Origin of the sequence: Hyalangium ruber (assembly GCF_034259325.1) — a bacterium.
GTDB classification, from domain to species: domain Bacteria; phylum Myxococcota; class Myxococcia; order Myxococcales; family Myxococcaceae; genus Hyalangium_A; species Hyalangium_A rubrum.
On sequence record NZ_JAXIVS010000004.1, the window covers coordinates 736,972 to 757,107 of the forward strand.

20 protein-coding genes are annotated in these 20,136 nt (G+C 68.6%); 7 read left to right on the top strand and 13 right to left on the bottom strand.

The annotated features are described in order from the left end of the window. Position 1 precedes the first annotated feature (1 nt). The gene (locus tag SYV04_RS15220; RefSeq protein ID WP_321546475.1) at positions 2-634 is read left to right on the top strand and encodes a glutathione S-transferase family protein; all 633 of its coding nucleotides are present in this window, start codon (positions 2-4) and stop codon (positions 632-634) included. Here SYV04_RS15220 and SYV04_RS15225 read toward each other — a convergent pair. Together SYV04_RS15225 and SYV04_RS15230 are read right to left on the bottom strand one after the other, a co-directional pair. Beyond that, on the bottom strand, positions 594-1,034 hold the full coding sequence (locus SYV04_RS15225) for a PaaI family thioesterase (protein ID WP_321546476.1): 441 nt from the start codon (positions 1,032-1,034) through the stop codon (positions 594-596). The two genes, SYV04_RS15220 and SYV04_RS15225, sit on opposite strands and share 41 nt — an antisense overlap. 3 nt (positions 1,035-1,037) lie before the next feature. Beyond that, the gene (locus SYV04_RS15230) at positions 1,038-1,451 is read right to left on the bottom strand and encodes a PaaI family thioesterase (RefSeq protein ID WP_321546477.1); all 414 of its coding nucleotides are present in this window, start codon (positions 1,449-1,451) and stop codon (positions 1,038-1,040) included. A gap of 68 nt (positions 1,452-1,519) precedes the next feature. Between SYV04_RS15230 and SYV04_RS15235 the strand changes: the two genes are divergently transcribed. The 3 genes from SYV04_RS15235 to SYV04_RS15245 are packed head-to-tail and all read left to right on the top strand — an operon-like array spanning position 1,520 to position 5,071. Beyond that, positions 1,520-2,506 carry a class I SAM-dependent methyltransferase gene (locus SYV04_RS15235; RefSeq protein WP_321546478.1) on the top strand — a complete coding sequence of 329 codons (987 nt, stop codon included), beginning with the start codon at positions 1,520-1,522 and terminating at the stop codon, positions 2,504-2,506. Between the two features lie 15 nt (positions 2,507-2,521). Then, on the top strand, positions 2,522-4,051 hold the full coding sequence (locus tag SYV04_RS15240) for a long-chain-fatty-acid--CoA ligase (RefSeq protein WP_321546479.1): 1,530 nt from the start codon (positions 2,522-2,524) through the stop codon (positions 4,049-4,051). A gap of 45 nt (positions 4,052-4,096) precedes the next feature. Beyond that, positions 4,097-5,071 (top strand): NAD(P)H-dependent flavin oxidoreductase, encoded by a 975-nt coding sequence (locus tag SYV04_RS15245; RefSeq protein ID WP_321546480.1) that lies wholly within the window; start codon positions 4,097-4,099, stop codon positions 5,069-5,071. 1 nt (position 5,072) lies between these two features. Here the strand turns inward: SYV04_RS15245 and SYV04_RS15250 are convergent, their stop codons facing one another. Next, positions 5,073-7,334 carry an AMMECR1 domain-containing protein gene (locus SYV04_RS15250; RefSeq protein ID WP_321546481.1) on the bottom strand — a complete coding sequence of 754 codons (2,262 nt, stop codon included), beginning with the start codon at positions 7,332-7,334 and terminating at the stop codon, positions 5,073-5,075. Between the two features lie 119 nt (positions 7,335-7,453). After that, positions 7,454-8,434 carry an Rpn family recombination-promoting nuclease/putative transposase gene (locus tag SYV04_RS15255; RefSeq protein WP_321546482.1) on the bottom strand — a complete coding sequence of 327 codons (981 nt, stop codon included), beginning with the start codon at positions 8,432-8,434 and terminating at the stop codon, positions 7,454-7,456. 175 nt (positions 8,435-8,609) lie between these two features. On the opposite strand from SYV04_RS15255, the gene SYV04_RS15260 reads away from it, so the two are divergent. Further along, a complete protein-coding gene (locus SYV04_RS15260) occupies positions 8,610-9,020 on the top strand; it encodes a cupin domain-containing protein (RefSeq protein ID WP_321546483.1) in 411 nt (136 codons plus the stop codon). A 72-nt stretch (positions 9,021-9,092) separates the two neighbouring features. On the opposite strand, the gene SYV04_RS15265 is transcribed toward SYV04_RS15260, so the two are convergent. From SYV04_RS15265 to SYV04_RS15285, 5 genes are all read right to left on the bottom strand, one after another. Further along, positions 9,093-11,036 (bottom strand): M56 family metallopeptidase, encoded by a 1,944-nt coding sequence (locus SYV04_RS15265; protein ID WP_321546484.1) that lies wholly within the window; start codon positions 11,034-11,036, stop codon positions 9,093-9,095. Between the two features lie 4 nt (positions 11,037-11,040). Further along, entirely contained in the window at positions 11,041-11,427 is a 387-nt protein-coding gene (locus SYV04_RS15270) for a BlaI/MecI/CopY family transcriptional regulator (protein ID WP_321546485.1), read from the bottom strand. A gap of 87 nt (positions 11,428-11,514) precedes the next feature. Then, on the bottom strand, positions 11,515-12,828 hold the full coding sequence (locus SYV04_RS15275) for a hypothetical protein (protein WP_321546486.1): 1,314 nt from the start codon (positions 12,826-12,828) through the stop codon (positions 11,515-11,517). Positions 12,829-12,934: 106 nt separating this feature from the next. After that, positions 12,935-14,521, bottom strand: coding sequence for a phospholipase D-like domain-containing protein (locus SYV04_RS15280; RefSeq protein WP_321546487.1), 1,587 nt, complete (start codon positions 14,519-14,521; stop codon positions 12,935-12,937). 54 nt (positions 14,522-14,575) lie between these two features. Next, positions 14,576-14,806 carry a chaperonin gene (locus tag SYV04_RS15285; protein ID WP_321546488.1) on the bottom strand — a complete coding sequence of 77 codons (231 nt, stop codon included), beginning with the start codon at positions 14,804-14,806 and terminating at the stop codon, positions 14,576-14,578. 414 nt (positions 14,807-15,220) lie between these two features. Here SYV04_RS15285 and SYV04_RS15290 point away from each other — a divergent pair, with 414 nt between their 5' ends. Both SYV04_RS15290 and SYV04_RS15295 read left to right on the top strand, forming a co-directional pair. Beyond that, a complete protein-coding gene (locus tag SYV04_RS15290; protein ID WP_321546489.1) occupies positions 15,221-15,754 on the top strand; it encodes a hypothetical protein in 534 nt (177 codons plus the stop codon). Between the two features lie 99 nt (positions 15,755-15,853). Further along, positions 15,854-16,645 (top strand): hypothetical protein, encoded by a 792-nt coding sequence (locus tag SYV04_RS15295; protein WP_321546490.1) that lies wholly within the window; start codon positions 15,854-15,856, stop codon positions 16,643-16,645. 9 nt (positions 16,646-16,654) lie between these two features. On the opposite strand, the gene SYV04_RS15300 is transcribed toward SYV04_RS15295, so the two are convergent. From SYV04_RS15300 to SYV04_RS15315, 4 genes are all read right to left on the bottom strand, one after another. Continuing rightward, positions 16,655-17,101, bottom strand: coding sequence for a hypothetical protein (locus SYV04_RS15300; protein ID WP_321546564.1), 447 nt, complete (start codon positions 17,099-17,101; stop codon positions 16,655-16,657). Between the two features lie 2 nt (positions 17,102-17,103). Further along, a complete protein-coding gene (locus SYV04_RS15305; RefSeq protein WP_321546491.1) occupies positions 17,104-17,736 on the bottom strand; it encodes an anti-sigma factor family protein in 633 nt (210 codons plus the stop codon). 68 nt (positions 17,737-17,804) lie between these two features. Further along, positions 17,805-18,422, bottom strand: a complete 618-nt coding sequence (locus SYV04_RS15310) for an RNA polymerase sigma factor (RefSeq protein ID WP_321546492.1) — start codon at positions 18,420-18,422, stop codon at positions 17,805-17,807. Positions 18,423-18,474: 52 nt separating this feature from the next. After that, positions 18,475-20,055 (bottom strand): hypothetical protein, encoded by a 1,581-nt coding sequence (locus SYV04_RS15315; RefSeq protein ID WP_321546493.1) that lies wholly within the window; start codon positions 20,053-20,055, stop codon positions 18,475-18,477. Positions 20,056-20,136: the final 81 nt, after the last annotated feature.

Sequence of the window (20,136 nt, forward strand, 5' to 3'; positions counted from 1 at the left end):
CATGCTCAAGCTCTACCAGTTCCACCCCTCGGGCAATTGCTACAAGGTCCGCTTGCTGCTGCACCAGCTCGGCATTCCCTTCGAGGTGGTGGAGCTGGACCTGAAGGCCGGCGCGGCGCGCGGCGCGGACTTCAAGGCGAAGAACCCCATCGGCCGGGTGCCCACGCTGGAGCTGTCGCCGGGCACCTTCCTGGCCGAGTCCAACGCCATCCTCTGGTACTTCGCGGAGGGCACGCCCTTCATCCCCACCGACAAGCTGGAGCGGGCGCGCATGCTCCAGTGGATGTTCTTCGAGCAGTACAGCCACGAGCCCTACATCGCCGTGGCGCGGGCGTGGATCTCCTTCTTCGGAGTCCCCGCCGGCAAGGAGCGCGAGCTCGAGGAGCGCACCCAGAAGGGCTACGCGGCGCTGGACGTGATGGAGGGCGAGCTGAAGCAGCGCCCCTTCTTCGCGGGAGAGCGCTACAGCCTGGCGGACATCGCGCTGTACGCCTACACGCACGTGGCGGACGAGGGGCGCTTCGAGCTGAGCCGCTACCCCGCCATCCGTGCCTGGTTCACACGGGTCCAGGCGCAGCCCGGACACCTGACCATCACGGCACCATCAGGAACGTGGCGTGAGCCGTCGCGATGAGGCGGGAGCGCTCCTGCTGCCAGGCCTCGACGCGCACGTTGGCCACGCGGCGCCCCTGACGGGTGACGAAGCCCTGGGCGAAGGTGTCCTGAAGCCCCCCGGCGCGCAGGAACTCCGTGGTGAGGCTGATGAGCCGGGGCATGCGCTCGGTGTCCTCCTGGAGGAGCAGCTCGAAGAGCGCGGACGACTCCAGCAGCGCGCCCAGGGCGCCACCGTGCAGGGATTGGAAGCCCACGAGCTCGGGCGCGTACGTCATCCGGCAGCGCGCATGGCCCTCGGCGGCCTCCAGGCCAATGCGGAACAACCGCGCGGAGGGGATGAGCGCGGTGAGCGGGCCATAGTCGTGCCCCTGGCGCGCCTGACGCAGCAGCTCGACGAACGAGGCGGAGGAGGAGGCCATGGCTCACTCCTCCACGAGCATGTAGGTGGCCTGCATGGTGGCCACGGCGTCGGCCGCGTCCCCGTCATGCACGAGCCCTCGCACGAATGCCACCGAGGGTGTCAGCTCGTAACACTCCGCGCGTGCGGCGAGGTCCTTGCCGGAGCGCGAGGGGCGCAGGTGGTCGATGCGCAGCTCCAGGGTGACGATGCGCCGCAGCCGCGCCATCTTCATGCACGCGGCGCTGCCGCACGTGACGTCCACCAGCGTGGTGATGGCCCCTCCATGAACCGCCCCCGTCTCGGCGTCTCCCACGAGCGCTGGGGCATACGGCAACAGGCACGTCGCCTCCCCCGGCGCGGTGGCCACCAGCCGCAGGCCCAGCGCTCGGTTGAGGGGTGTGCGCTCTTCAACGAAGGCGCGGAGCATTTCCACCATTCTTCCCAATAATACAGTGATACACTGATTTCGCGCGAACTTCGCGGAAGTGCCAGCAGGGAGCCGGAATGCCTGATTTTGACTGGCCTAAAGACTTTCACCGAATTCCCGATGAGGACTGGACAGACGCCCCGCTGGATCCGCTGGGGCAGCGCTACGACTCGATGGCGCGGCACCTCTGGTACAGGAACCTGGAGCTGACAGTCGAGCAACTCGCGGAAGCGCTAAAGCCTGGGCAGCTATTGATTGATTATTCCGGAGGCACCGGAATCCTGGCGCGCCAACTGCTTCAGCGGATTGCAGGAATTGGTACGGTGATGGTGGATGCCTCGCCGCGGTTCCTGCGGGTAGCGCTGGAACACTTCCGTGACGAACCGCGCGTGGCCTTCCGGCTGCTGCGCTACCTCGAGGGCGAGCGGCGCCTCCAGGGGCTGGACGAGGTGCTGGGCCCGGCGTTCCTGGCGCGCAAGGCGGATGCGCTGGTCTCCACCAACGCGGTCCACCTCTACCCGGACCTGCCGGGGACGTTCCAGGCGTGGGCGCGCTCGGTGCGGCCCGGCGGGAAGGTCTTCGTCCAGTCCGGAGACATCCGCAATCCGGAGGGCAAGCCGGGTGAGTGGTTGATCAGCCAGGTGGTGGAGAAGGTGCGCGAGGTGGCCAAGGAGGTGGCGGCCGAGGACCCGCGCTATGCGCCCTACCGCGCCGTGCTGGAGGACCGCGCGAAGATGGCGGCCTACGACGCGCTCTGGCGCAAGGTGTTCCTGCCCATCCGCCCGGTGTCGGAGTACCAGGAGGCGCTGACGCAGGCAGGCTTCACCGTCAAAGACATCCTCACGCGCACCGTGGATGTGGGCGTGCTCGAGTGGTACGAGGCGACGAGTGTCTATCCAGACCTGCTCGGCTGGGTGGGCGGCTCTCCGAAGGTGGACAAGCGCCTGCCCACGGCGGCCGAGGTGCAGGATCGACTGGATTTGCTCAAGCAATCCTTTCTCAAACTTTTCAAAGGCCGGGATATCTATCAAAGCACCTGGACATATTTCGTCGCAGAGAGATGACGGCGGGGGTCATCCATGCACATCGGTCAATTGCTGACACGCGCGGCGCAGCGCCACCCGACGAACACGGCCTGGTACGACGGAGCGCGTCCGGTGCTCTACACAGAGGTCGAACTGCGCGTCACGTGCCTGGCCGATGCCCTGCGCCAACTGGGGCTGAAGACGGGAGATCGCGTGGGGATGATGCTGCCCAACAGCCCCCAGGCGCTGGAGGTGATGTTCGCGACGATGAAGGCGGGGCTGGTCATCGTCCCGATGAACATCCGGCTCCACCCGGAGGAGCACGCCACCATCCTCGATGACGCCGGGTGCTCGCTGCTGATCTACGCGGCGGAGTTCACCCAAGCGCTGGCCTCCATCCGGGACCGCCTGCCCACGCTAAAGACATACGTGGTGGTGGGCGACTCCCCCACGGCGGACAAACGCTATGAGGAATTGCTGGCCATGGGCTCTCCGGTGCTGGGATTCCAGCCGGGCCCGGAGGACCTGGCCTGGCTTTTCTATACCTCGGGGACGACGGGCAAGCCCAAGGGGGTGATGCTGACGCACCGCAACCTCCTGACGCTGGTCAGCATCAACCTGATCGATCTCAACACCCCGTCGCACCAGGATGTGCTGCTGCACGCGCTGGCGATCAGCTTCGCGGGCGGGTTCTTCATGCTCCACCACGTGGCGCGGGCGGTGACGCACGTCTTCCTGCCCCGGTTCGATCCGGCCACGTTCTTCCAGTTGGTGGAGAAGCACAAGGTGACGACGGTGGCGCTGGTGCCGACGATGATCAGCATGCTGGTGCGCTCACCGGCGCGCACGGCCCACAACCTGTCGAGCCTGCACACCGTCTTCTATGGCGGAGCGCCGCTGCACGCCGAGCGGCTGCGGGAGGCGCTGGAGGCCTTTGGCCCCATCTTCCTGCAGAGCTACGGGCTGGGCGAGTCGCCGCTGACGCTCACGGTACTGGGCAAAGACGAGCACACGGGGTTTCGCGCGCAGTCGGCGGGCCGGGTCAGCACGCTGGTCTCGCTCCGCATCCAGGATGATGACTGGAACCCCGTGTCGATGGGCCTGGAGGGGGAGATCGCCGTGCGCAGCGATCTGGTGATGGCGGGGTACTGGAACCGTCCGGAGCAAACGGCCGACGTGCTCAAGGACGGCTGGTTCCGCACGGGTGACATCGGGTACCTGGACCAGGACGGCTACCTCTTCATCAGCGACCGCAAGAAGGACCTCATCAAGAGCGGCGGGGCGACGGTGTCTCCGCGCGAAGTGGAGGAGGTCATCCACCTGCACCCGGCGGTGCAGGAGGTGGCGGTCATCGGCGTGCCGGACGAGACATGGGGCGAGGCCATCAAGGCGTTGGTGGTGCTGCGGCCGAACGCGGTCACCACGGAGAAGGAGCTCATCGCCTTCTGCAAGGATCGGCTGGCCTCGTTCAAGAAGCCCCGCTCGGTGGACTTCGTGCCGGACCTGCCCAAGAGCGCCAACAACAAGGTGCTGCGGCGCGAGCTGCGAGAGCGCTACTGGCAGGGGCGCGCCCGGAAGGTTTGACGCGAGATTCTGGTTCCAAGCCGTATCCACTCCAAGGGGACACTTATGCTCTCGACGCGCTTCACGGAACTCGTTGGATGTCGTGTGCCGATTCAGCAGGCGGCGATGGGAGGCACCGCCACGCCGAAGCTGGCGGCGGCGGTCTCGGACGCGGGCGGGCTGGGCATGGTGGCGGCGGTGATGATGTCCGCCGAGGACCTCGCCCGGGAGCTGGATGGGCTTCGCGCGCGAACGAAGGCCCCCTTTGGGGTGAGCTTCATCGTGCCCTTCCTGCATGAGCGAGAGCTGGTGGAGGTAGTGGCCTCGCGGGCGAAGGTGGTCGAGTTCTTCTTCGGTACGCCGGATCGCTCCCTGGTGGACACGGTCCACGCGGGGGGCGCGCTGGCATGCTGGCAGGTGGGCTCGAAGGAAGACGCGGTGGCGGCGGAGGCGGTGGGCTGTGACCTGGTCGTGGTGCAGGGGGTGGAGGCCGGTGGCCACGTGGCCGGGAAGATTGGCCTCTTCCCACTGCTCGACGAGGTGCTGGAGGTGGTGAAGATTCCCGTCATCGCGGCGGGAGGGATCGGCTCGGGCCGAACGATGGCGGCCGCGCTGGCGGCGGGGGCCTCGGCGGTGCGCATGGGCACCCGCTTCGTGGTGGCGGAGGAGGCGGACACCCACGCGGGCTATGCGGAGAAGCTGATCGCGGCCCGTGGGCGGGACACGGTGATTACCAAGGCGTTCCACGTGATGTGGCCGGACACGCCGCACCGGGTGCTGCGCTCGGCGCTCGAGGCGGCGACCGCGTTCCAGGGAGAAGTAACGGGCGAACTCTTCCTCCATGGAAAGAAGATGCCGCTGCCGCACTGGGCGGTGCCCAACCCGACCCGGCTGACGACGGGCAACATCGACGCCATGGCGCTCTACGCGGGCGAGTCGGTGAGCGCGGTGAAGTCCGTGCAGCCCGCCGCGACCATCGTGAAGGAGGTCTCCGAGCAGGCCGAGAGCCTGCTGCGCCAGTGGGCCTCGCGGCTGAAGTGAGCTACCGGCGCAGGGCCAGGAGCGCCAGGAGCGCGTGCTGGACGGACTCGACCTGGACCTCGCTCCGCTCGAGGCTGGAGCGCACCCCACCGAGGGCGTGACGCGGATTGGGCAGGAGCGCGGCTTCGCGCTCCTGGATGACGAGGGTGTCCAGGAAGGACACGCCCCGGGCGCAGGCGTCGAGGTAGCGCTGCTGGCGGGTGCGATCTCGGAGGCCGGCGGCGAGCTCGGCCCCGGCGGCCAGCGCCTCGAGGTAGAGCGCGGTGGTGGCGCCTGGAGCGTCGGGCTGGTGGTCGTTGAGGAACGCGCCGGTCGTCTCGGACTGGTAGGTCAGCGCCCAGTCGCAGATCTCGAAGGCGAGGCGGGCGGCCTCGGCGTCACGGTCGACGTGCCACCACGCCACGGCGGCCTGGGTGAGCCAGGAGACCTGGTCCCAGTGGCGCTTGTAGCGGAAGCGGTGTCGGTAGAAGCGCCAGGCCTGGGCGAGCTTCGCCGCATCGGCGGCGTGAACGTTCTCCTGCGCGGCGCGGGCGAGCGCGAGCAGGGCCTGGCCGGGCATGGAGTCCTGCCACGGGTCGCCATCGGCGGCGGGCTCCAGGTAGCAGGAGAACCGCCCATGGACGCCCATGCGGGACCAGAGGGTGGCGGCGAGCGTCTGGGCCGTGGCCATGTCCTCGCCGGTCTCGAGCAGCGCGAGGAGGACGAGCGCGACCTGGGAGATCGACGCTCCTTCATCGGCGCGAATCCAGACATGCTCGGTGTCATCGAACACGAGGTCCGAGGTGAGCGCGGTGAGCAGGGTGCGCGCGCCCTCGCCCAGGGGCGCGGGGCCGAGCTTCCGGTGGGCGCGAGCGAGGGCCCACGCCTGGTGCGCGAGCCGCGCGGTGTCGAGCCCCTGGTGGATGGCGTCGCTGGAAGGCTCATAGCGAGCCGTCGCGCCCAGGTGGCGCAGGAGGAACTTGCACAGCGGAGGGGTCAGCCGCGAGACGCTCTCCCCGAGCGTCTTCGGAGAGGCCTCCACGGGCGGCTTCGACTCGACGCGGGAGGGCTCGGGCGGCAGGCCCGGCTCGACGACCTCCTGAAGGGAGTAGCGATAGAGCGTGAATGGCTCGGTGGGCAGCAGTCGGGCGTCGAGGGTCCGGGCGTGTTCGAGCTGCTGCCACGCGTTGGAGATGCCCGGCATGCGGGGAGGCGCCCCGCCCACGAGATACGGCCGCTCACGGCTGCGCACGACGAGGCCATGGCGCTCGGAGTCGAGCTGAGCAACCTCACATGGCTCGAGCGCGGCGCAGAACGTCACTGAGATGGCGCTGCGCTCCAGGGTGGCCAGCGGCTCGGGACTGACCCGGGTGAGCTGTCGGGCGGCCAGGAACGCGGCCTGACTCACGGCGATGGCCAGGGCCGGGGCCTTCTCCTCGGGGAAGTTCCAGAACCCATTGTGCGCAAGGAGCTCGTGGGGTGCGTCCTTCGAGTACACGCTGACCCAGACGCCGCCAGGGCCGGAGTACCGCCCGGCGAGGCGACGGGGAGGACGCAGGAGCTTTCCTGAGCGCAGGGCCTCGGCGATGACCTGGCGCGCGAGCTCGACGGGTTGGAGCCCCTCCGGCGCCTTCTCGGACGTCACCTCATGCGGAGGAAGAACACGGCCCGGATTGAGCGCCCGAGGCGCCCCACCTGGCATTCGGGCGGAGAGCTCCTCGGTGTCATAGAGCGCGAACACCGGGATGCCGCGCGAGCGAAGGCGGGAGAAGGCGCCCTCGTAGCCGGAGCGAACGAGACAGACCCCTCCCTCGACACGAAGTCCTGACTGCTCGAGCCGGGAGACGAAGTCCTCCAGCTCGGACCCCTCGCCGATGGCGTCGTGGACGAAGAGGACGGGTTGGGCAGGGTCGACCTTGCCCTCGAGGGTCAGGTGCGAGCCTTCTCCGGGCCGGGTGAGGAGCCCGCGATACTTGCCGCGAGAGAGCATCACACAGGCCTGTAGCAGCGGCAGGCTCCTGGGGCTCGCGGCGACGAGCTGGAGGCCCTCGAAGGCCTCCAACAGGCGCAGGAGACAGCCCCCGGAGAGCTCGGCGCCACGGGTGGTGAGGGTGACCGCGGGCAGGTCGAGCCGCCACCGGGCGGGGACGCCCTCGGACAGGGCCGGCTCCTCCTGGCGCATGGCCTCCTTCAGCAGGAGCGAGAGCAGTTGCTCACGCTCGGAAGCATCTGACGCGGCCCGTTTCTGGCGAGAGCGGCCCTGCCGGCCGCGCTGTGCGGGCATCCTCATCCCCTCTCCATGGGCGGTGGCGACTCCCTCCTCATGGGGAGCGGACCTCCCACCTTACCTCTCGATCACCGCTTCGGCAGAATTTCCGACCAGCCCGGGAGAAATGCCCTCCCTCATTGCGTCGGGTGTCCCAGGACATCCGTAAGATGGGTGGCTTTCAGGGCTTGGTCAAACCACCGGTCCAAGGTCGCCATATCCGTGCATGCCAGGATGTGTTGGCGCGCCTCTTCGTCAATCTGCACCCCACGCGCCGCGAGAATCCGAAGCACGTCCTCGGCCCGTCCCTGCTGACGCCCTTTCTCGATGAGCTTCTCACCCCAGGTCATCATCAGTTCCTCCGTTCGCTGTGTACCAATGACCTCTTTTAACATGCTCACCGCAGCGCCCTGTGCAGCCTCATTCCCCACCAGCAGCAGGTAGCGGAAGACAACACTCAACTCCTCGGCGCCATTGGGCATGGCCTGCACCTGCGTGAAGAGCGCCGCCCAGTCCGGTAGCGCTTCCGCCAGTTTCTCGGTGCGTCCGTAGACCAACGCCAGCAGTGCCAACCGAACCAGGGGCGGCCCTGGACGCTTCATCAGCGCCTCCGCGCGCTCGGCCGTCAGGTCGTCCACCAGGTACTCGAAGCGTGGCACGAGCGCCCTCCACCGCTCGGGCTCCTCGTCCGCCCCTGGCAAGTCGAAGAGCTCTTCAACCCGGCGAGGAGCGCTCCAGGCCCCATCCGGCCCGTGGTACAGGACCAGGGGAATGATGACCGGCAGGAACCCGCTGCCCGGGTGCTCCTTGCGCCAGTGCTCCAGCTGGCGCACCACGTAGCGCAGCATGCGCAGGGCCATCCACCGATCCACCGACGACTGGTGTTCCAGCAGGATGTAGAACAGCAGAGGCCGTCCGCTGGAGAGGCGCGCCGAAAAGAGCAGATCGCTCTGGGTTTCCCGGAGCTCCGGGTCCACCACGGAACCGGGCTCACGCCGCAGACTCTCCCAGTTCACCTGCGACACCAGATGGGGCGGCAAGGCGGCTCGCAGCTCGGCCGCGGCCCGCTCGGGGTTGCCGAAGGTGAAGCGGACGAAGAGGTCATGAGGCCCAGGCATGCCCCGCAGCGCCGAAGCACAATGCGGGCCAACCTCGCCTCACTCGGAAGCCCCGGGGCACACCCATCCACCGCCAGCGACTCCCGTCCCGCACGGGAGACAGCCGTCAGCGGCCGCCAAGGGCCAGCGCGAAAGGGGCTACCATCGCCCGCGCTGTCGAACCTGGGAGGAAGTCATGAGTCCGAGCACCCCCACCGAAGGACAGGAGCAGAAGATGATCGTCTACACACCGGGCCCCATCCGGGACATCTCGGGGTTCGTCCCGCTGGGCTCCGCCGAGGCCCTGGGAGGCAAGGTGCTGGAAGGCAAGGTCGAGCTCTTCGGACGCATCGACTTCAGCGCCCGGGGCATGACGGCGGGCCTGTTCATGTCGACCCGGGGCAAGGTGCAGATCCTCTTCCCCTTCACCGAGCACGCCACCATCCTGGAGGGCGAGGTGACGCTCACCGATGAGTCCGGCCAGAACCACACCTATCGCCCCGGGGACAGCTACTTCATCAAGCAGGGACAGGTCATCCTCTGGGACGTGAAGAGCGAGCGCGTCATCAAGTCGTTCTTCAACATCGTCGAGAACGGGCCGAAGTAGCCCCCTGCCCCGAGCACCGCCCATGCCCCCGGACACCTCCCGGCGACGGCATGGGCGAGGGGTTCACGTACTTCAGTCCTTCACCGGCTCGGCGAGGCCCTTGCGGACCGCCTCGTCGACGAGCGCATCCACGCGCTTGCGCGACTCGCGGGCGCTGGCCGCCATCTGCCTCCCCAGCTTCTCCTGCTCGCGGCCCAGCGCCTCCTGCTGCTCGCCCAGCTTCTCCTGCTCGCGGCCCAGCGCTTCCTGCTGGTCACCCAGCGCGTCCATCTCCTTGTCCACCGCCTCCTGGTTCTTCTCCAGCTCCTGCTCGTGGCGATCCTGCTCGGCCTTGTCTCCCCGCATCGCGGCGCGCGCGGCCGCCACGCCATGCTCGGCCTGCTTCATGCCCAGCTCGGCCTGCTTCATGCCCAGCGATGCCTGCTTCTGGCCGAACTCGGCCTGCTTCACGCCCAGCGCCGCCTGCTTGCGTCCAAGCTCCGCCTGCTGCTCGCCCAGCTTCGTCTCCGGCTCGAAGGCCGCGCGCACCTGCTCGAGCGTCTTGGCGTCACGGATGACGTAGGCCTTGTCGTCGCGCCGCACGAAGAGCACGTCCTTGCCCTCATTGCGCAGCGTCTTGGCCATGCGCAAGTCATCCATGGAGCCCGCCATCATCACCTGGTTCCCCGACACCAGGACGAAGCGGTCCAGCTCGTCATCGTCGTCATCGTCATCCCCGGCCATGGCCAGCACCGGCCCGGGAGGCAGCGGAGCGAGAGCCGGGGCCGGAGGCGGGGGCGGCACGGGAGCCTGCACCGGCGCGGGAGCCTTGGGGGCCGCCGCCACCTTCGGCGCCGCCACGGGGGAAGCGGCGGGGCTGGCGGCAACCTTCGGAGCCGCCGGAACCGCCAGGCCCTGCGCGGCGGGCGCGGCCGGGGCGGGAGTCGCAGCAGCCGCTTTCGGGCTCTCGGGCGGCTGCGGAGCCTTCGCCGGCTCGCGCGCCACCACCTGGAAGGGCACCAGGGCCACGAAGCCGAGGGCGCAGAGGGCTACCCGCAGCGGGAAGCGGCGGTGGGACGACGAGACATCGACGTGCTCCAACATGGTCAACCTCCTGTGCAACGCGTGAACGTGGGCGGAAGCGCCGAGCGCCGCGGCGGTGCCGTGGGCGCGGGTGACGCCAAAGGCCAGGAGCAGCTGCCCGTAGTCCCCGGGCTCGGCTCCCGTGAGGCGCAGGGCCTCGGCATCACAGGCCTCCTCGCGCGCCAGGGCGTACTCACGGGCCGCCTTGCGCGCGAGGGGATGGAAGAAGAGGACGCTCTCGGCGATCGCCGGCACCCAGCCGAGCCACAAGTCCCGGCGTTGGAAGTGGGCCAGCTCGTGCGCCAGGGCCATGCGCAGGGCCTCCAGATCCAGGCGCCGGAGCGCCTTGGCCGGCAGCACCACCACCGGAGAGAGCAGCCCCGTGGCGAGCGGGCTCGTCACCTCCGTGGACACCAGGAGCCGGGGCACGCGCCGCAGGCCCGCGGCGGAGGCCAGTTCGCGAAGGGTCCGCTCGATGTCCGGGTGGGGCAGCGGCAACGCGCGCTGGCGCAGGCGGCGCACGGCGCTCCAGGCCCGCACATGCCCGCGCACCTGCCACACGATTCCAAGCACCCACGCCCCGAGCAGCGCCGCGACCCATACCTGCCGCCAGGGCACCGCCGCCTCCACGGGAGCCGTGACACGCGGGGCGGCCACCGTCACCACCGCCAAGGAAGCCCCTTCTGACAGCGCCACCCCCGACTCAGGCACAGGCACGGGCGCGGGCGCGGGCAGCAGCGGCAGCGCGATGGGCGCCATGCCCGCCAGGGACAGCACGAACTTGAGGCACACGAGCCACCACAGCGCCGCGCGCAGGGCGGAGGGCAGCCGCGGCAGCGCGCGCGTCACGGCCCAGACGAGCCCGGCCCACAGCGCCCCCTGCCACGAGGCCCGCCACAGGCTCTCCAGCGCGGGGGACACCCACTCCAGCTTCATCAGCCACTCGGTGCGCATGCGCCTACTCCTTCCGCTGCTTCCGCGACTGGAGCCGCGCCACGACGTCCTGGAGCTGCTGCAGCTCCTCCTCGGAGACGTCGTCGGCCTCGGCCAGGTAGGTGACGAAGGGAGACAAGGAGCCGGAGAGCGTGCGCTGGACGAACTCGCCCACCACGCCGCGCAGCAGCTCCGAGGCCGGCACGGGCGAGCTGTACTGGAAGACGCCCTCCACCTTGTGCCGCGTGAGGTGGCCCTTCAGCCGCAGCCGCTCCATCACCGTGAGGATGGTGGAGCGCGCCAGCCCCTGGGGCTCGCCAAAGCGCTCGGCCACCTCGCCCACGGTGGCGGGCCCGTGCTCGGCCACGTACCGCAGCACCGCCAGCTCCTGCTCTCCCACGGCTTTCTTCATGCACCCTTCCCAGTGACTACAACTGTAGTCACGAAGGAAGGTACGCCTGACTACAGCTGTAGTCAAGCCATCGTCGCGCGCGGCGCCTCAGCGCGAGAAGTCCACCCCCACGCCGGCGCCGGCGGAGAAGCCGCGCGAGAGCGAGCCGTCGGCCTGCGGGAAGTGGACGGTGCTGGCGGCGCCCCACGCGTAGAGCCAGTCGAGCACCCGCTGGCGCAGCTCCGCCTGGACGGAGTAGCGCGGCTGGGCGCCGATGCCGACGATGATGAGGCGCGCGGAGGCGATGGTCCGGTTCACCGAGAAGGCCAGCGTCAGGTCCGTGTCGGTGCGCCCGAAGGCGAAATACTCCGCGGAGGCGCTGGCGGAGATGTCCAGGGAGCCCGGCTCATCGCCTCCCATGCCCAGCTTCAGCTCGGCGAAGCCGGACATGTGCCGCTCCAGGCGCTCCTCGGCGAGCGGCGGCTCGGACAGGCCGGTGGCCGAGTAGCGCGCCAGCTCGTACGAGGGCCCGAACATGCCGAAGCGGAAGCTGCCGCCCTGGTAGCGCCCCTCCAGCCGGCCGCTGATGTCGGCGCTCTCGGTGATGCCACGAAGGGAGAAGCCGAAGAAGCCGCCAATGTCCGGCGAGCCCTCATCCACCCGCGAGCCGGCGCCGCCGATGGCGAACAGCTGGAAGCTCGCTCCTTTATAGAGGGCGGCGTTGCCTCCCACGAGCGCGGCGGTGACGGGCTCCAGGCGCTCCTCGTCCACCCGACCGAAGTCCTGCGCGATGGCGGCGATGGCGTGGTAGCGGTCGAACTTCGCCTCGTCCTTGGAGGCCAGGCGGCCAATGTCCAACCGCAGCTCTCCGGCGAAGAGGCGCGCGCTGAGCACGTCGCTGGCGGCGAGCTGCACGCGCGCCGGGCCCACGTGGGTGGTGAGGATGGCGCCCGCGGGGTGGTAGTCGGGCGAGAGCTGGTTGTCGTAGCGGTCCACCAGGTGCCCCTCGCCCAGGGTGAAGGCGAGGAGCGGGCCTGCGTAGAGGGAGAACGCCTCGCCATCGTGGCCGATGCTCAGCTCGCGCAGCACCTGTCCGAAGTCGCTCAGTGTGTCCCAGTCCTGGCGCCGCAGGTGCGCGCCAAAGTCGTCGGCGGCCTGCGCGGGCTCCTCGTCCAGCAGCCGCAAGCGCAGCGGAGCGCCCAGCTCCAGGGAGAAGTCATCGTTGTACAGCCGCGCCATGGGCAGGAACTGGGCGAAGAGATCCTGGCCTCCACCTCGAGGGCCGGAAGGAAAGCTCAGCGGCCCCGCCTCGAGCGCGAGGCGGAAGTGCATGCTGGAGCCCTCCTCGGAGCCAGAGGCCTGGGAGGCGGGGTCGGACTGCTGGAGCACAGCGAGCAGGACCAGGAAGGGGGCGGCATTCATCCCGGGCACTCTACCCGTCCCCCGGCGACTGGCCGAGAAACGCCCACGTGAAAGCCGCGGGTGCCGCTCGCTCCTTCAAGAGGCGAACAGGCAGCGCTCCGGGAAGCTACTCGGCCGGAGGCGCCTCCGCCGGCAGGCTCGCGGGGTGACACCGCTCGGGTCGTCCCAGAATCCAGCGCGAGAGGAGCCGCACGCTGGAGGCCACCAGTCCCTGTTGCTGCTTCAGCGACTCGAAGAGGCTCTCATCCAGCACCGAGTCCTCGGGATCGATGATGAACTCCTCGGGCTCCAGCGGCTTGAAGAGCGGGTTCTGGTCGAAGACCGTCTCCAGCGGGTGCAGCCGCAGGCGGTGCTGCCGGCCCGACGCCACCTCATCCAAGAAGGGGACCAGCCGGTCCGCGCGGACCAGCTCGCGCACCTCCGACAGGCGCGCCAACCCCGCGTGCTCCGCCAGCAGGCTCACCCTCAGCCGCCGGATGGCGTGGCACATCTCCCGGCCTCCCTCGCCCTCCGAGCACTGCCAGACCAGGTTCAGCTCCGAGTCCAGCCCGAGGCTGCGGTTGGTGGTATTGGCCGAGCCCAGCGTCAGGAGCTGATCATCCACCACCATCACCTTCGAGTGGATGTAGGTGAATACGTCCTCGCCGTCCTCGCCGGGCGAGGCCGTGCAGTAAACCCCCAGGTGGTGCCCCGTCTCACGCGCGATGAGCTGCAGCGTGCGCAGCATCCGCACCTGGGCCACCCCCACGGCGATCTGCTCTCGCAGCGCCTCGGGCATGCGCGGCAGCACGAAGATGATGTTCAAGGGGCTCCGGCCCGGAGCGCGCATGCGGCGCACCAGCGCATCGAAGATGGCGCGCGAGGAGAAGTACTGGTTCTCCAGATAGATGAGGTGCTCGGCGGCGTCGATGGCCTCCACATAGAGGGCGCGCACCTCCTGCACCGGCTCCTGGAAGGGCACCAACGTCTTGCCGAAGGTGCGGCTGAGCGCCACCGGCCCCGAGGGCAGCGGCAGCGTGGCCGTCACCTCCACGTCGTCTCGCGACACGGGCGTGGACAGCCGCAGCAATCCGCCTCCGGAGTTGAACCACCGCGCCTCGTACAGCTCCGCGAGCCGCTGCACCACGGGCCCCGTGAGCACCGCCTGCACGTCGTGGTAGGGCCCGTGCGGGTCTCTGCCCGAGTCACAGCGCAGCGTCGAGCGCGCCGGGTGGTCGCGGTCATCCCAGCGGCAATCGCAGATGTCCATCCCGCCCGTGAAGGCCACCTGCCCATCGATGAGCACCAGCTTCTGGTGGTGCGCGCCATACAGCGGCGCCGAGGCATCGAAGCGGAAGGAGATCCGCTCGCTGTGCCAGTTGAAGAGCAGCTCCTGCATCCACTCGCGCTCCAGCGCGAACAGCAGGCTGAAGTCCCACGCGAGGATATAGATGTGGAGTTCCGGGTTGCGCTGGCACAGCTCGCGCAACAGCGGAAGCATCCGCACTTCTCCCCGCGCCTGCTCCGCGTCCGGCCCTCGCAGCAGCGCCACGTTGCTGTCGAACTGCCAGCCGGTGATGGCGATGTAGCTCTTGGCCCGAAGCGCGGCCTGATAGAACGCGCGGTAATAGTCCCGCGCGTCGATGATCAACCCGGCGTCAGTCGCCTCGTCCTTCAGCCAGCAAGTATGTCCGGGTACCAGGATGTGTCTCACGGTGTGACTCCCGGCTGTCTGCTCTCCGAGGCGCCTTGCCCGCCTGGAGGAGGATCAACCGACGAAGACGACGCGCTTGCCCGTGGCCTGCGTCATCGTCGGAGACGAAATGACACGGGCCACCTTCTTCACCTCGCCACCCACGGTGTCGAAGGCCGCCGCGATCAGATCGCCCAAGGTCACCTGAACCTGGCGCGCCGAACGACCCACCTTCGCCTTCGCCCGCGCCACCTTCGTCTGCCGCGTCTGCCGCTTGACCTGATCACGCCGCTGAGCCTTCGCCATGGTCTTGTCTCCCCTCGATGCTGGTTGCTTGTGCCGTACTCGACCACCCGCCCGCCGCCGCCCGCCGCTTTCTCAGAGAGCAACCGCCATGCCGCGTGACAACCCCCTGTTTTCACGGGATATGCTCTCCCCAAGGGGGGCAACCTCCCGGAAACGACTGTCATTTTTTCAGGACGGGGAGGATGATCGGAATGAATGATCGACGGCCCTGCTCCCTGCCCCTAGGAACGCCACAGCTTTCATGTATTGTTACAAGACATGTGTCGCCGCACCGCGTCACCTTCCAGCAGGGATGCCACCTTACATCACGGATAGTTTGCAAACGGAGGCATCACCCTATTCAATGGAACTCCGGGAGACCGTCGAGGGGCCTGAACAATGGAACGGAAGCCGCCATCCCAGGGTGAGCCCGCGATGAGCGATCCCTATCCGAACTGCCAGGTCAACGGTCAGGCCGTCCTGTCAATCGTCGGAGGCATGGAGGTGGTGCAGGCCCGGGCACTGCGCATCCTGGCGGAGAATGGCATCTCTCCCCTCAAGCCCGAAGGGTGGTACCCGCTCACCCACGTGCTGAACTCCTTCAAGCTCATCTTCGAGAAGATCGGCCCCAGCACGGTGCGCGCCATCGGGCGCAAGACGCCGGACACAGCGCGCTTTCCTCCCGACATCGACTCCTTGGAGAAGGGGCTGCGCGCCATTGACGTGGCGTACCATATGGCCCACCGTGGCAGTGAACAGATCGGTGGCTACCACTTCGAGCCGCGGGACCGTCGCAGTGCGAAGATGATGTGTGACAATCCCTACCCCTGTGATTTCGACCTGGGGATGGTGGAGGCGATCTGCGACCGCTTTCGCCCCAAGGATGCGTTGTGGGTTCGGATCGAGCACGACCCGAAGAGTTGCCGCCGTCGAGGTGACACTTCGTGCACCTATCTCATCACGTGGTAGGCGACACCGACCGGTTAAGGTTTAATTATTCCAGCGTGTTGTCGACATAACCTCCGTTGCGTCTCGCGGAGCTCAACTGGACAAGGTCGGGAGGAAGCCATGAAGGTCGTCCTGGAGCACATTGCGGCCAAGCAGGCGACGTTCGCCAAGCACCCGTTTTTCGCTGAGCTTCGCCTCGATCGGCCGATTGAGCAGATCGCAGCTTTCGCTCCGCGGATGGCATTCTGGGTGATGACGTTCCAGGACATCCTGCGCCTCAATGAGCAGATGGTGCAGGATCCGAACCTCAAGCGAATCGCGCGCCACCATCGAGACGAGGATACCGGACATGAGCGCTGGTTCCTCGAGGACATCGCCAAGCTGACGGGCGGGCCCCTGACGGTGAGCGCGCTGTATGGACGGGCGAGCGCCTCCACGCGCGATGCGGCCTACCAGCTCATCTCGGAGGTATATCGCGCCACGGATGATCGGCTGCGCATCGTCCTGGTGCTGGTGCTGGAGTCCACCGGCCACGTCTTCTTCGGGCGCACGGCGGTGCTGACCAACGCCGTGCAGAACGCGGCCAAGCTCAAGTACTTCTCCGAGTACCACCTGCACATCGAAGAGGCGCACGAGATGTTCGAGACGAAGATGGAGGAGCAGCTGCTCTCCATCGGTATGTCTCCCGAGCTGGAGGCCCAGGCCATCGCGCTGGTGGATCGCGCCTACGTCTCCTTCGACTCCATGTTCCACGGGCTGAGGGACGAGCTGTATCAGCGCCGCGACAAGGAGGCCGCGCAGCGCCAGGCCGAGCAGGCCGCGGCACCGGCGGCTTCGACCCCCACCGTGGTGAAACCCTCCGACTCGAAGGAGAAGTCCTCCGAGGGTTGGAGTGAAGCGATCGCCCTCTGAGGGGGCGGGTTACTTCGCTGGTGGCGAGAGCACGAGGATGAGCTCGCCGCCCACGTGCTTACCGGCCTTCTGGTAGACGGAGCCGTGGCGCCCCAGCTCCACGTCCACCGCGGACTGGCGGGGAATGTCCACGTGTACCGTGGCGATGCCTTCCTTGAGCCCCAGGAGCTTCAGCGAGGCGTTGACGCCATTGGGCAGTCGCACCTCGGTGGTCTTCTGCGCGTCCAGCTCGAGCGTCTCGAGGGAGAGCCGCTTGAAGGAGGTGAAGTTGAAGTTCTGCTTCTGGAACGTCTCCTTCATCTTGTTCAGCTCGGCCGGCTCCACCGCGTCGCCCTTGTTGGAGGCGAGCACCACCTCCACCTGGATCTTCAGCTTCTGCTCCTCCTGGGCGTAGGAGCGCTGGGGCACCAGCACCAGGCCCAGCATGAGCAGCGACAGCAACGCGGTGACGTGCATCCTCACAGAGCACCTCCCTTTTGAGCCGGTGGCTCTTGCAGGCCCGGATTCTGCGGGCGAACGGGGTTCTTCAGCGCCGGCGAGTCCATCTCCAGCTCGTCGCTCTGGGCCTCATCCCTGGCAGCCTCGTTCTGATCCACCAGCCAGATGATGGCGCCGCCGTTCTCCGTCTCCATCACCACGGGGGCCACCTTGGCGGGCTCGTAGCTGCGCACCGACTTCACCGTCATGCGCTCGGCGCCGTAGCCCACCGGGGCGTTGTCGCGCAGCAGCAGGGGCACGGCCACCAGCATCAGCACCGCGGCGGTGGCCAGCGAGGAGAGCATCGCCGTGCGCTGGTAGAGGAACATCTCCGAGAGGCTCAGCTTCAAGCGCTCCAGCAGGGGCGGCCGCTCCGGGGTGACGCGCGCCATCACCTTCTGGGCGAAGTCCTTGAAGTCCACCTCATCCACGGCCATCTCGAGGCCGACCCGCATCAGCCCGGACTCGGCCCGGAGGTCCGCCGTGCGGCCCGTACACGCCTTGCAGGCGGTCAGGTGACGCTCGACGTTGACCCGTTCGGTCGGGGTCAGCTCCCCGTCGATGTAGGGGGAGAGGAGCGGAACGAACCGCTCGCACGCAGGATTTCCGGCCATGTCTTCACCCTGGGAGGTTGCGACTGCCCCTGTGTGACGGGAGCGGGCATTCGATATTCCAAGCCCACCTACTCATTGCCCACCCCGCTCTTGGCCTCGTCCAACTCCAGGTATTGGCTCAGGATTTTCTGAACCTTGGCCCGGGCGTGGAACAGCCGGCTCATCACCGTGCCCTTGGGAATGTCCAGGGTACGAGACAGGTCCTCGTAGGACATTCCCTCGATCTCGCGGAGCAGGAGGATGGCGCGGTGCTTCTCGGGCACGGCGGCCAGCGCCTCCTGAATCTTCTCGGCCAGCTCGCGCCTCAGCGCGCTCTTCTGGGGGTTGGTGCCCAGGCGGCTGCCCAGCGCGCCAATGTTGGCCTCGGACACATCCATGGGCATCGTCTCGTCGAACTCGACCGCCTCGCCGCCGGCGCCCTGGCGCTTGCGGATGATGTCGATGCAGATGTTGACGGTGATGCGGTAGAGCCACGTGTAGAACGAGGCGTCACCCTTGAAGTGGTCCAAGTACTTGTAGACCTTGACGAACGCCTCCTGGGAGACGTCCATCGCCTCCTCCTTGTCCTTGAGCATTCCGAGCGCAACGGCATACACCTTGCGCTGGTAGCGCTCGACGAGGAGCTTGAAGGCGCGCTGGTCTCCGTCGCGGACGCGCTTGACGAGTGTGAGATCGTCGGTGGCCAAGAGGCCCGGACCCTAACACAAGCCCGCGAAATCCCAAGAAGTCCCGCCGGCCCTAGAGCGCCACCAGCATGATGCCCACCAACATCAGCCCCACGAAGGCCAACATGGCCGCGAAGGCGATCTGGTTCCACTTCTCCTTTTCAATGGCGCTGTCCTCGGGGGACTCGCCACGGAAGCGGTGGAGGACGTTCCAGATCATGTTGCCGCCCAGCCTCTTGGCGTCGCCCGACAGGCGCTGAGGCGTGGGGTCCTCCTCGGCGCGCCGCTGCTCTCCGTTGAGGGGCACCATCACCGGCCGCGGACTGTCGGCCGTCTGGGGGGAGACGCGGAGGAACTCCGAGTGCCCCTCCACCCGCTCCAGCGGCGCTCGCTCGGCTGCCTGGGCGAAGGCGCTCTCCTTGGCCTCCTGGCCCTGCGGGCGGGGCTTCTGCTCCTCGGGCTTGCGGGTGGGGGCTTCCTGCGGCTGCGCCGACTCCGAGAGGAGGACTTCCGGGGGCGGCTCCAGCTCCACCTGCTCGGCGCGCTGCTGGGCCTCCTCGGGGTGCGCGGACTCGAGCACCCACCTGGCGGCCTTCAGCCCGTCGCTGCCGGTGTGCGCGTCGCGCAGCTCGGCGAAGCCCTGCTCCTTGAGGGCCCTGTCGAAGGCCTCCTGCGCCTCGCTCGTGGGCGGGTGGGCGGCGGCGGCCTCCGCGTAGGCGGCAAAGAAGGTCCACAGGCGCATGGCCCGCTCGGTGGAGGGCAGATCCGAGGGCCGCACCTGCTGGTGCAGCAGGGCCGCGTCCGAGGCGAAGCGCTGGGCCACGCCCTCCTGGTCCGGCAGCTTCTCCAGCCCCCGAGGCACCAGCTCCTTCACCGGAATCACTGGCCCCTTCACGGGGCCCTGGCCCAACGCGGGCCGGGTGCCCGTCGTCGGAGGCTGCTGGCCGAAGCCATCCTTCTCCGGAGGCTTGGCCGGGCCCCGGGGCTCGCCCGGACGGCCCGGGCGCAGCTCCTTGCCACCCTTGCCTCCTCCTACTTCCCGGCCGGGGAGTGTCTCTCCGGCCTCGTCGGCGGGTCCCTTGCCTCCGGGACCTTCGGGCATCCGGGTCAGGCGGGTGCCACCACCTCGACCGATGGGCGTATCCATGGGTGTCACCGTACGGCCCTCTCCGGGCTCGATGGAAGTGGGGGGGGTGGGCACCTCTCGGGTGGCCCTGCCGCCCCGCGTCATCTTCGGGGGCTCCGGCACCTCCACCCTCGGCATGACCAGCGTCGCCGTGGCGGTGGAGGCCCGGGTGCCGCGCTCCTGGGTCAGGGCGTCGGCGAAGGTGGCGGGCTTGCGGGGCGGCTCGGCCGGCAGCGAGGGCCGGCTGCCCGTCGTCCGTGAGGGCCGCTCCGGCTCGGCGGGGAGGCCTGGCCGACTGCCCGTACTCGGCGTCGGGGTGGAGGGCCGCTCGTCGGAGAGCGCGGGGCGGGTGCCCGTCCGGGTGCGCCCTCCCAGCGCCGGGCGCTCTCCCGTCCGGCCACGGCTGGGGAGCTCCTCGCCCGGCTCGGACGTCTCCGGAGAGCTTCCCCAGTCGACGGGCTCGGAGTCGCCGCCCTCGCGAGGCGCTCGGCCGACACGGGGGTGCTCGCCCGTCGGAGCGGGACCCACGCGAGTCCCCTCCCCCGACCAGTCGCGCCTTCTCCGGCCGCCGATGTCGCCTACATGCCCCATCTTCTCGAATTCTCGCCC

Bases quoted from the DNA above. Each gene is read 5' to 3' on its own strand.
- SYV04_RS15220 (WP_321546475.1), top strand. From the start codon at position 2: ATGCTCAAGCTCTACCAGTTCCACCCCTCGGGCAATTGCTACAAGGTC.
- SYV04_RS15260 (WP_321546483.1), top strand. From the start codon at position 8,610: ATGAGTCCGAGCACCCCCACCGAAGGACAGGAGCAGAAGATGATCGTC.
- SYV04_RS15300 (WP_321546564.1), bottom strand. From the start codon at position 17,101: ATGCACGTCACCGCGTTGCTGTCGCTGCTCATGCTGGGCCTGGTGCTG.
- SYV04_RS15275 (WP_321546486.1), bottom strand. From the start codon at position 12,828: ATGAATGCCGCCCCCTTCCTGGTCCTGCTCGCTGTGCTCCAGCAGTCC.
- SYV04_RS15285 (WP_321546488.1), bottom strand. From the start codon at position 14,806: ATGGCGAAGGCTCAGCGGCGTGATCAGGTCAAGCGGCAGACGCGGCAG.
- SYV04_RS15305 (WP_321546491.1), bottom strand. From the start codon at position 17,736: ATGGCCGGAAATCCTGCGTGCGAGCGGTTCGTTCCGCTCCTCTCCCCC.
- SYV04_RS15290 (WP_321546489.1), top strand. From the start codon at position 15,221: ATGAGCGATCCCTATCCGAACTGCCAGGTCAACGGTCAGGCCGTCCTG.
- SYV04_RS15295 (WP_321546490.1), top strand. From the start codon at position 15,854: ATGAAGGTCGTCCTGGAGCACATTGCGGCCAAGCAGGCGACGTTCGCC.
- SYV04_RS15265 (WP_321546484.1), bottom strand. From the start codon at position 11,036: ATGCGCACCGAGTGGCTGATGAAGCTGGAGTGGGTGTCCCCCGCGCTG.
- SYV04_RS15250 (WP_321546481.1), bottom strand. From the start codon at position 7,334: ATGCCCGCACAGCGCGGCCGGCAGGGCCGCTCTCGCCAGAAACGGGCC.
- SYV04_RS15230 (WP_321546477.1), bottom strand. From the start codon at position 1,451: ATGGTGGAAATGCTCCGCGCCTTCGTTGAAGAGCGCACACCCCTCAAC.
- SYV04_RS15255 (WP_321546482.1), bottom strand. From the start codon at position 8,434: ATGCCTGGGCCTCATGACCTCTTCGTCCGCTTCACCTTCGGCAACCCC.
- SYV04_RS15240 (WP_321546479.1), top strand. From the start codon at position 2,522: ATGCACATCGGTCAATTGCTGACACGCGCGGCGCAGCGCCACCCGACG.
- SYV04_RS15225 (WP_321546476.1), bottom strand. From the start codon at position 1,034: ATGGCCTCCTCCTCCGCCTCGTTCGTCGAGCTGCTGCGTCAGGCGCGC.
- SYV04_RS15245 (WP_321546480.1), top strand. From the start codon at position 4,097: ATGCTCTCGACGCGCTTCACGGAACTCGTTGGATGTCGTGTGCCGATT.
- SYV04_RS15235 (WP_321546478.1), top strand. From the start codon at position 1,520: ATGCCTGATTTTGACTGGCCTAAAGACTTTCACCGAATTCCCGATGAG.
- SYV04_RS15270 (WP_321546485.1), bottom strand. From the start codon at position 11,427: ATGAAGAAAGCCGTGGGAGAGCAGGAGCTGGCGGTGCTGCGGTACGTG.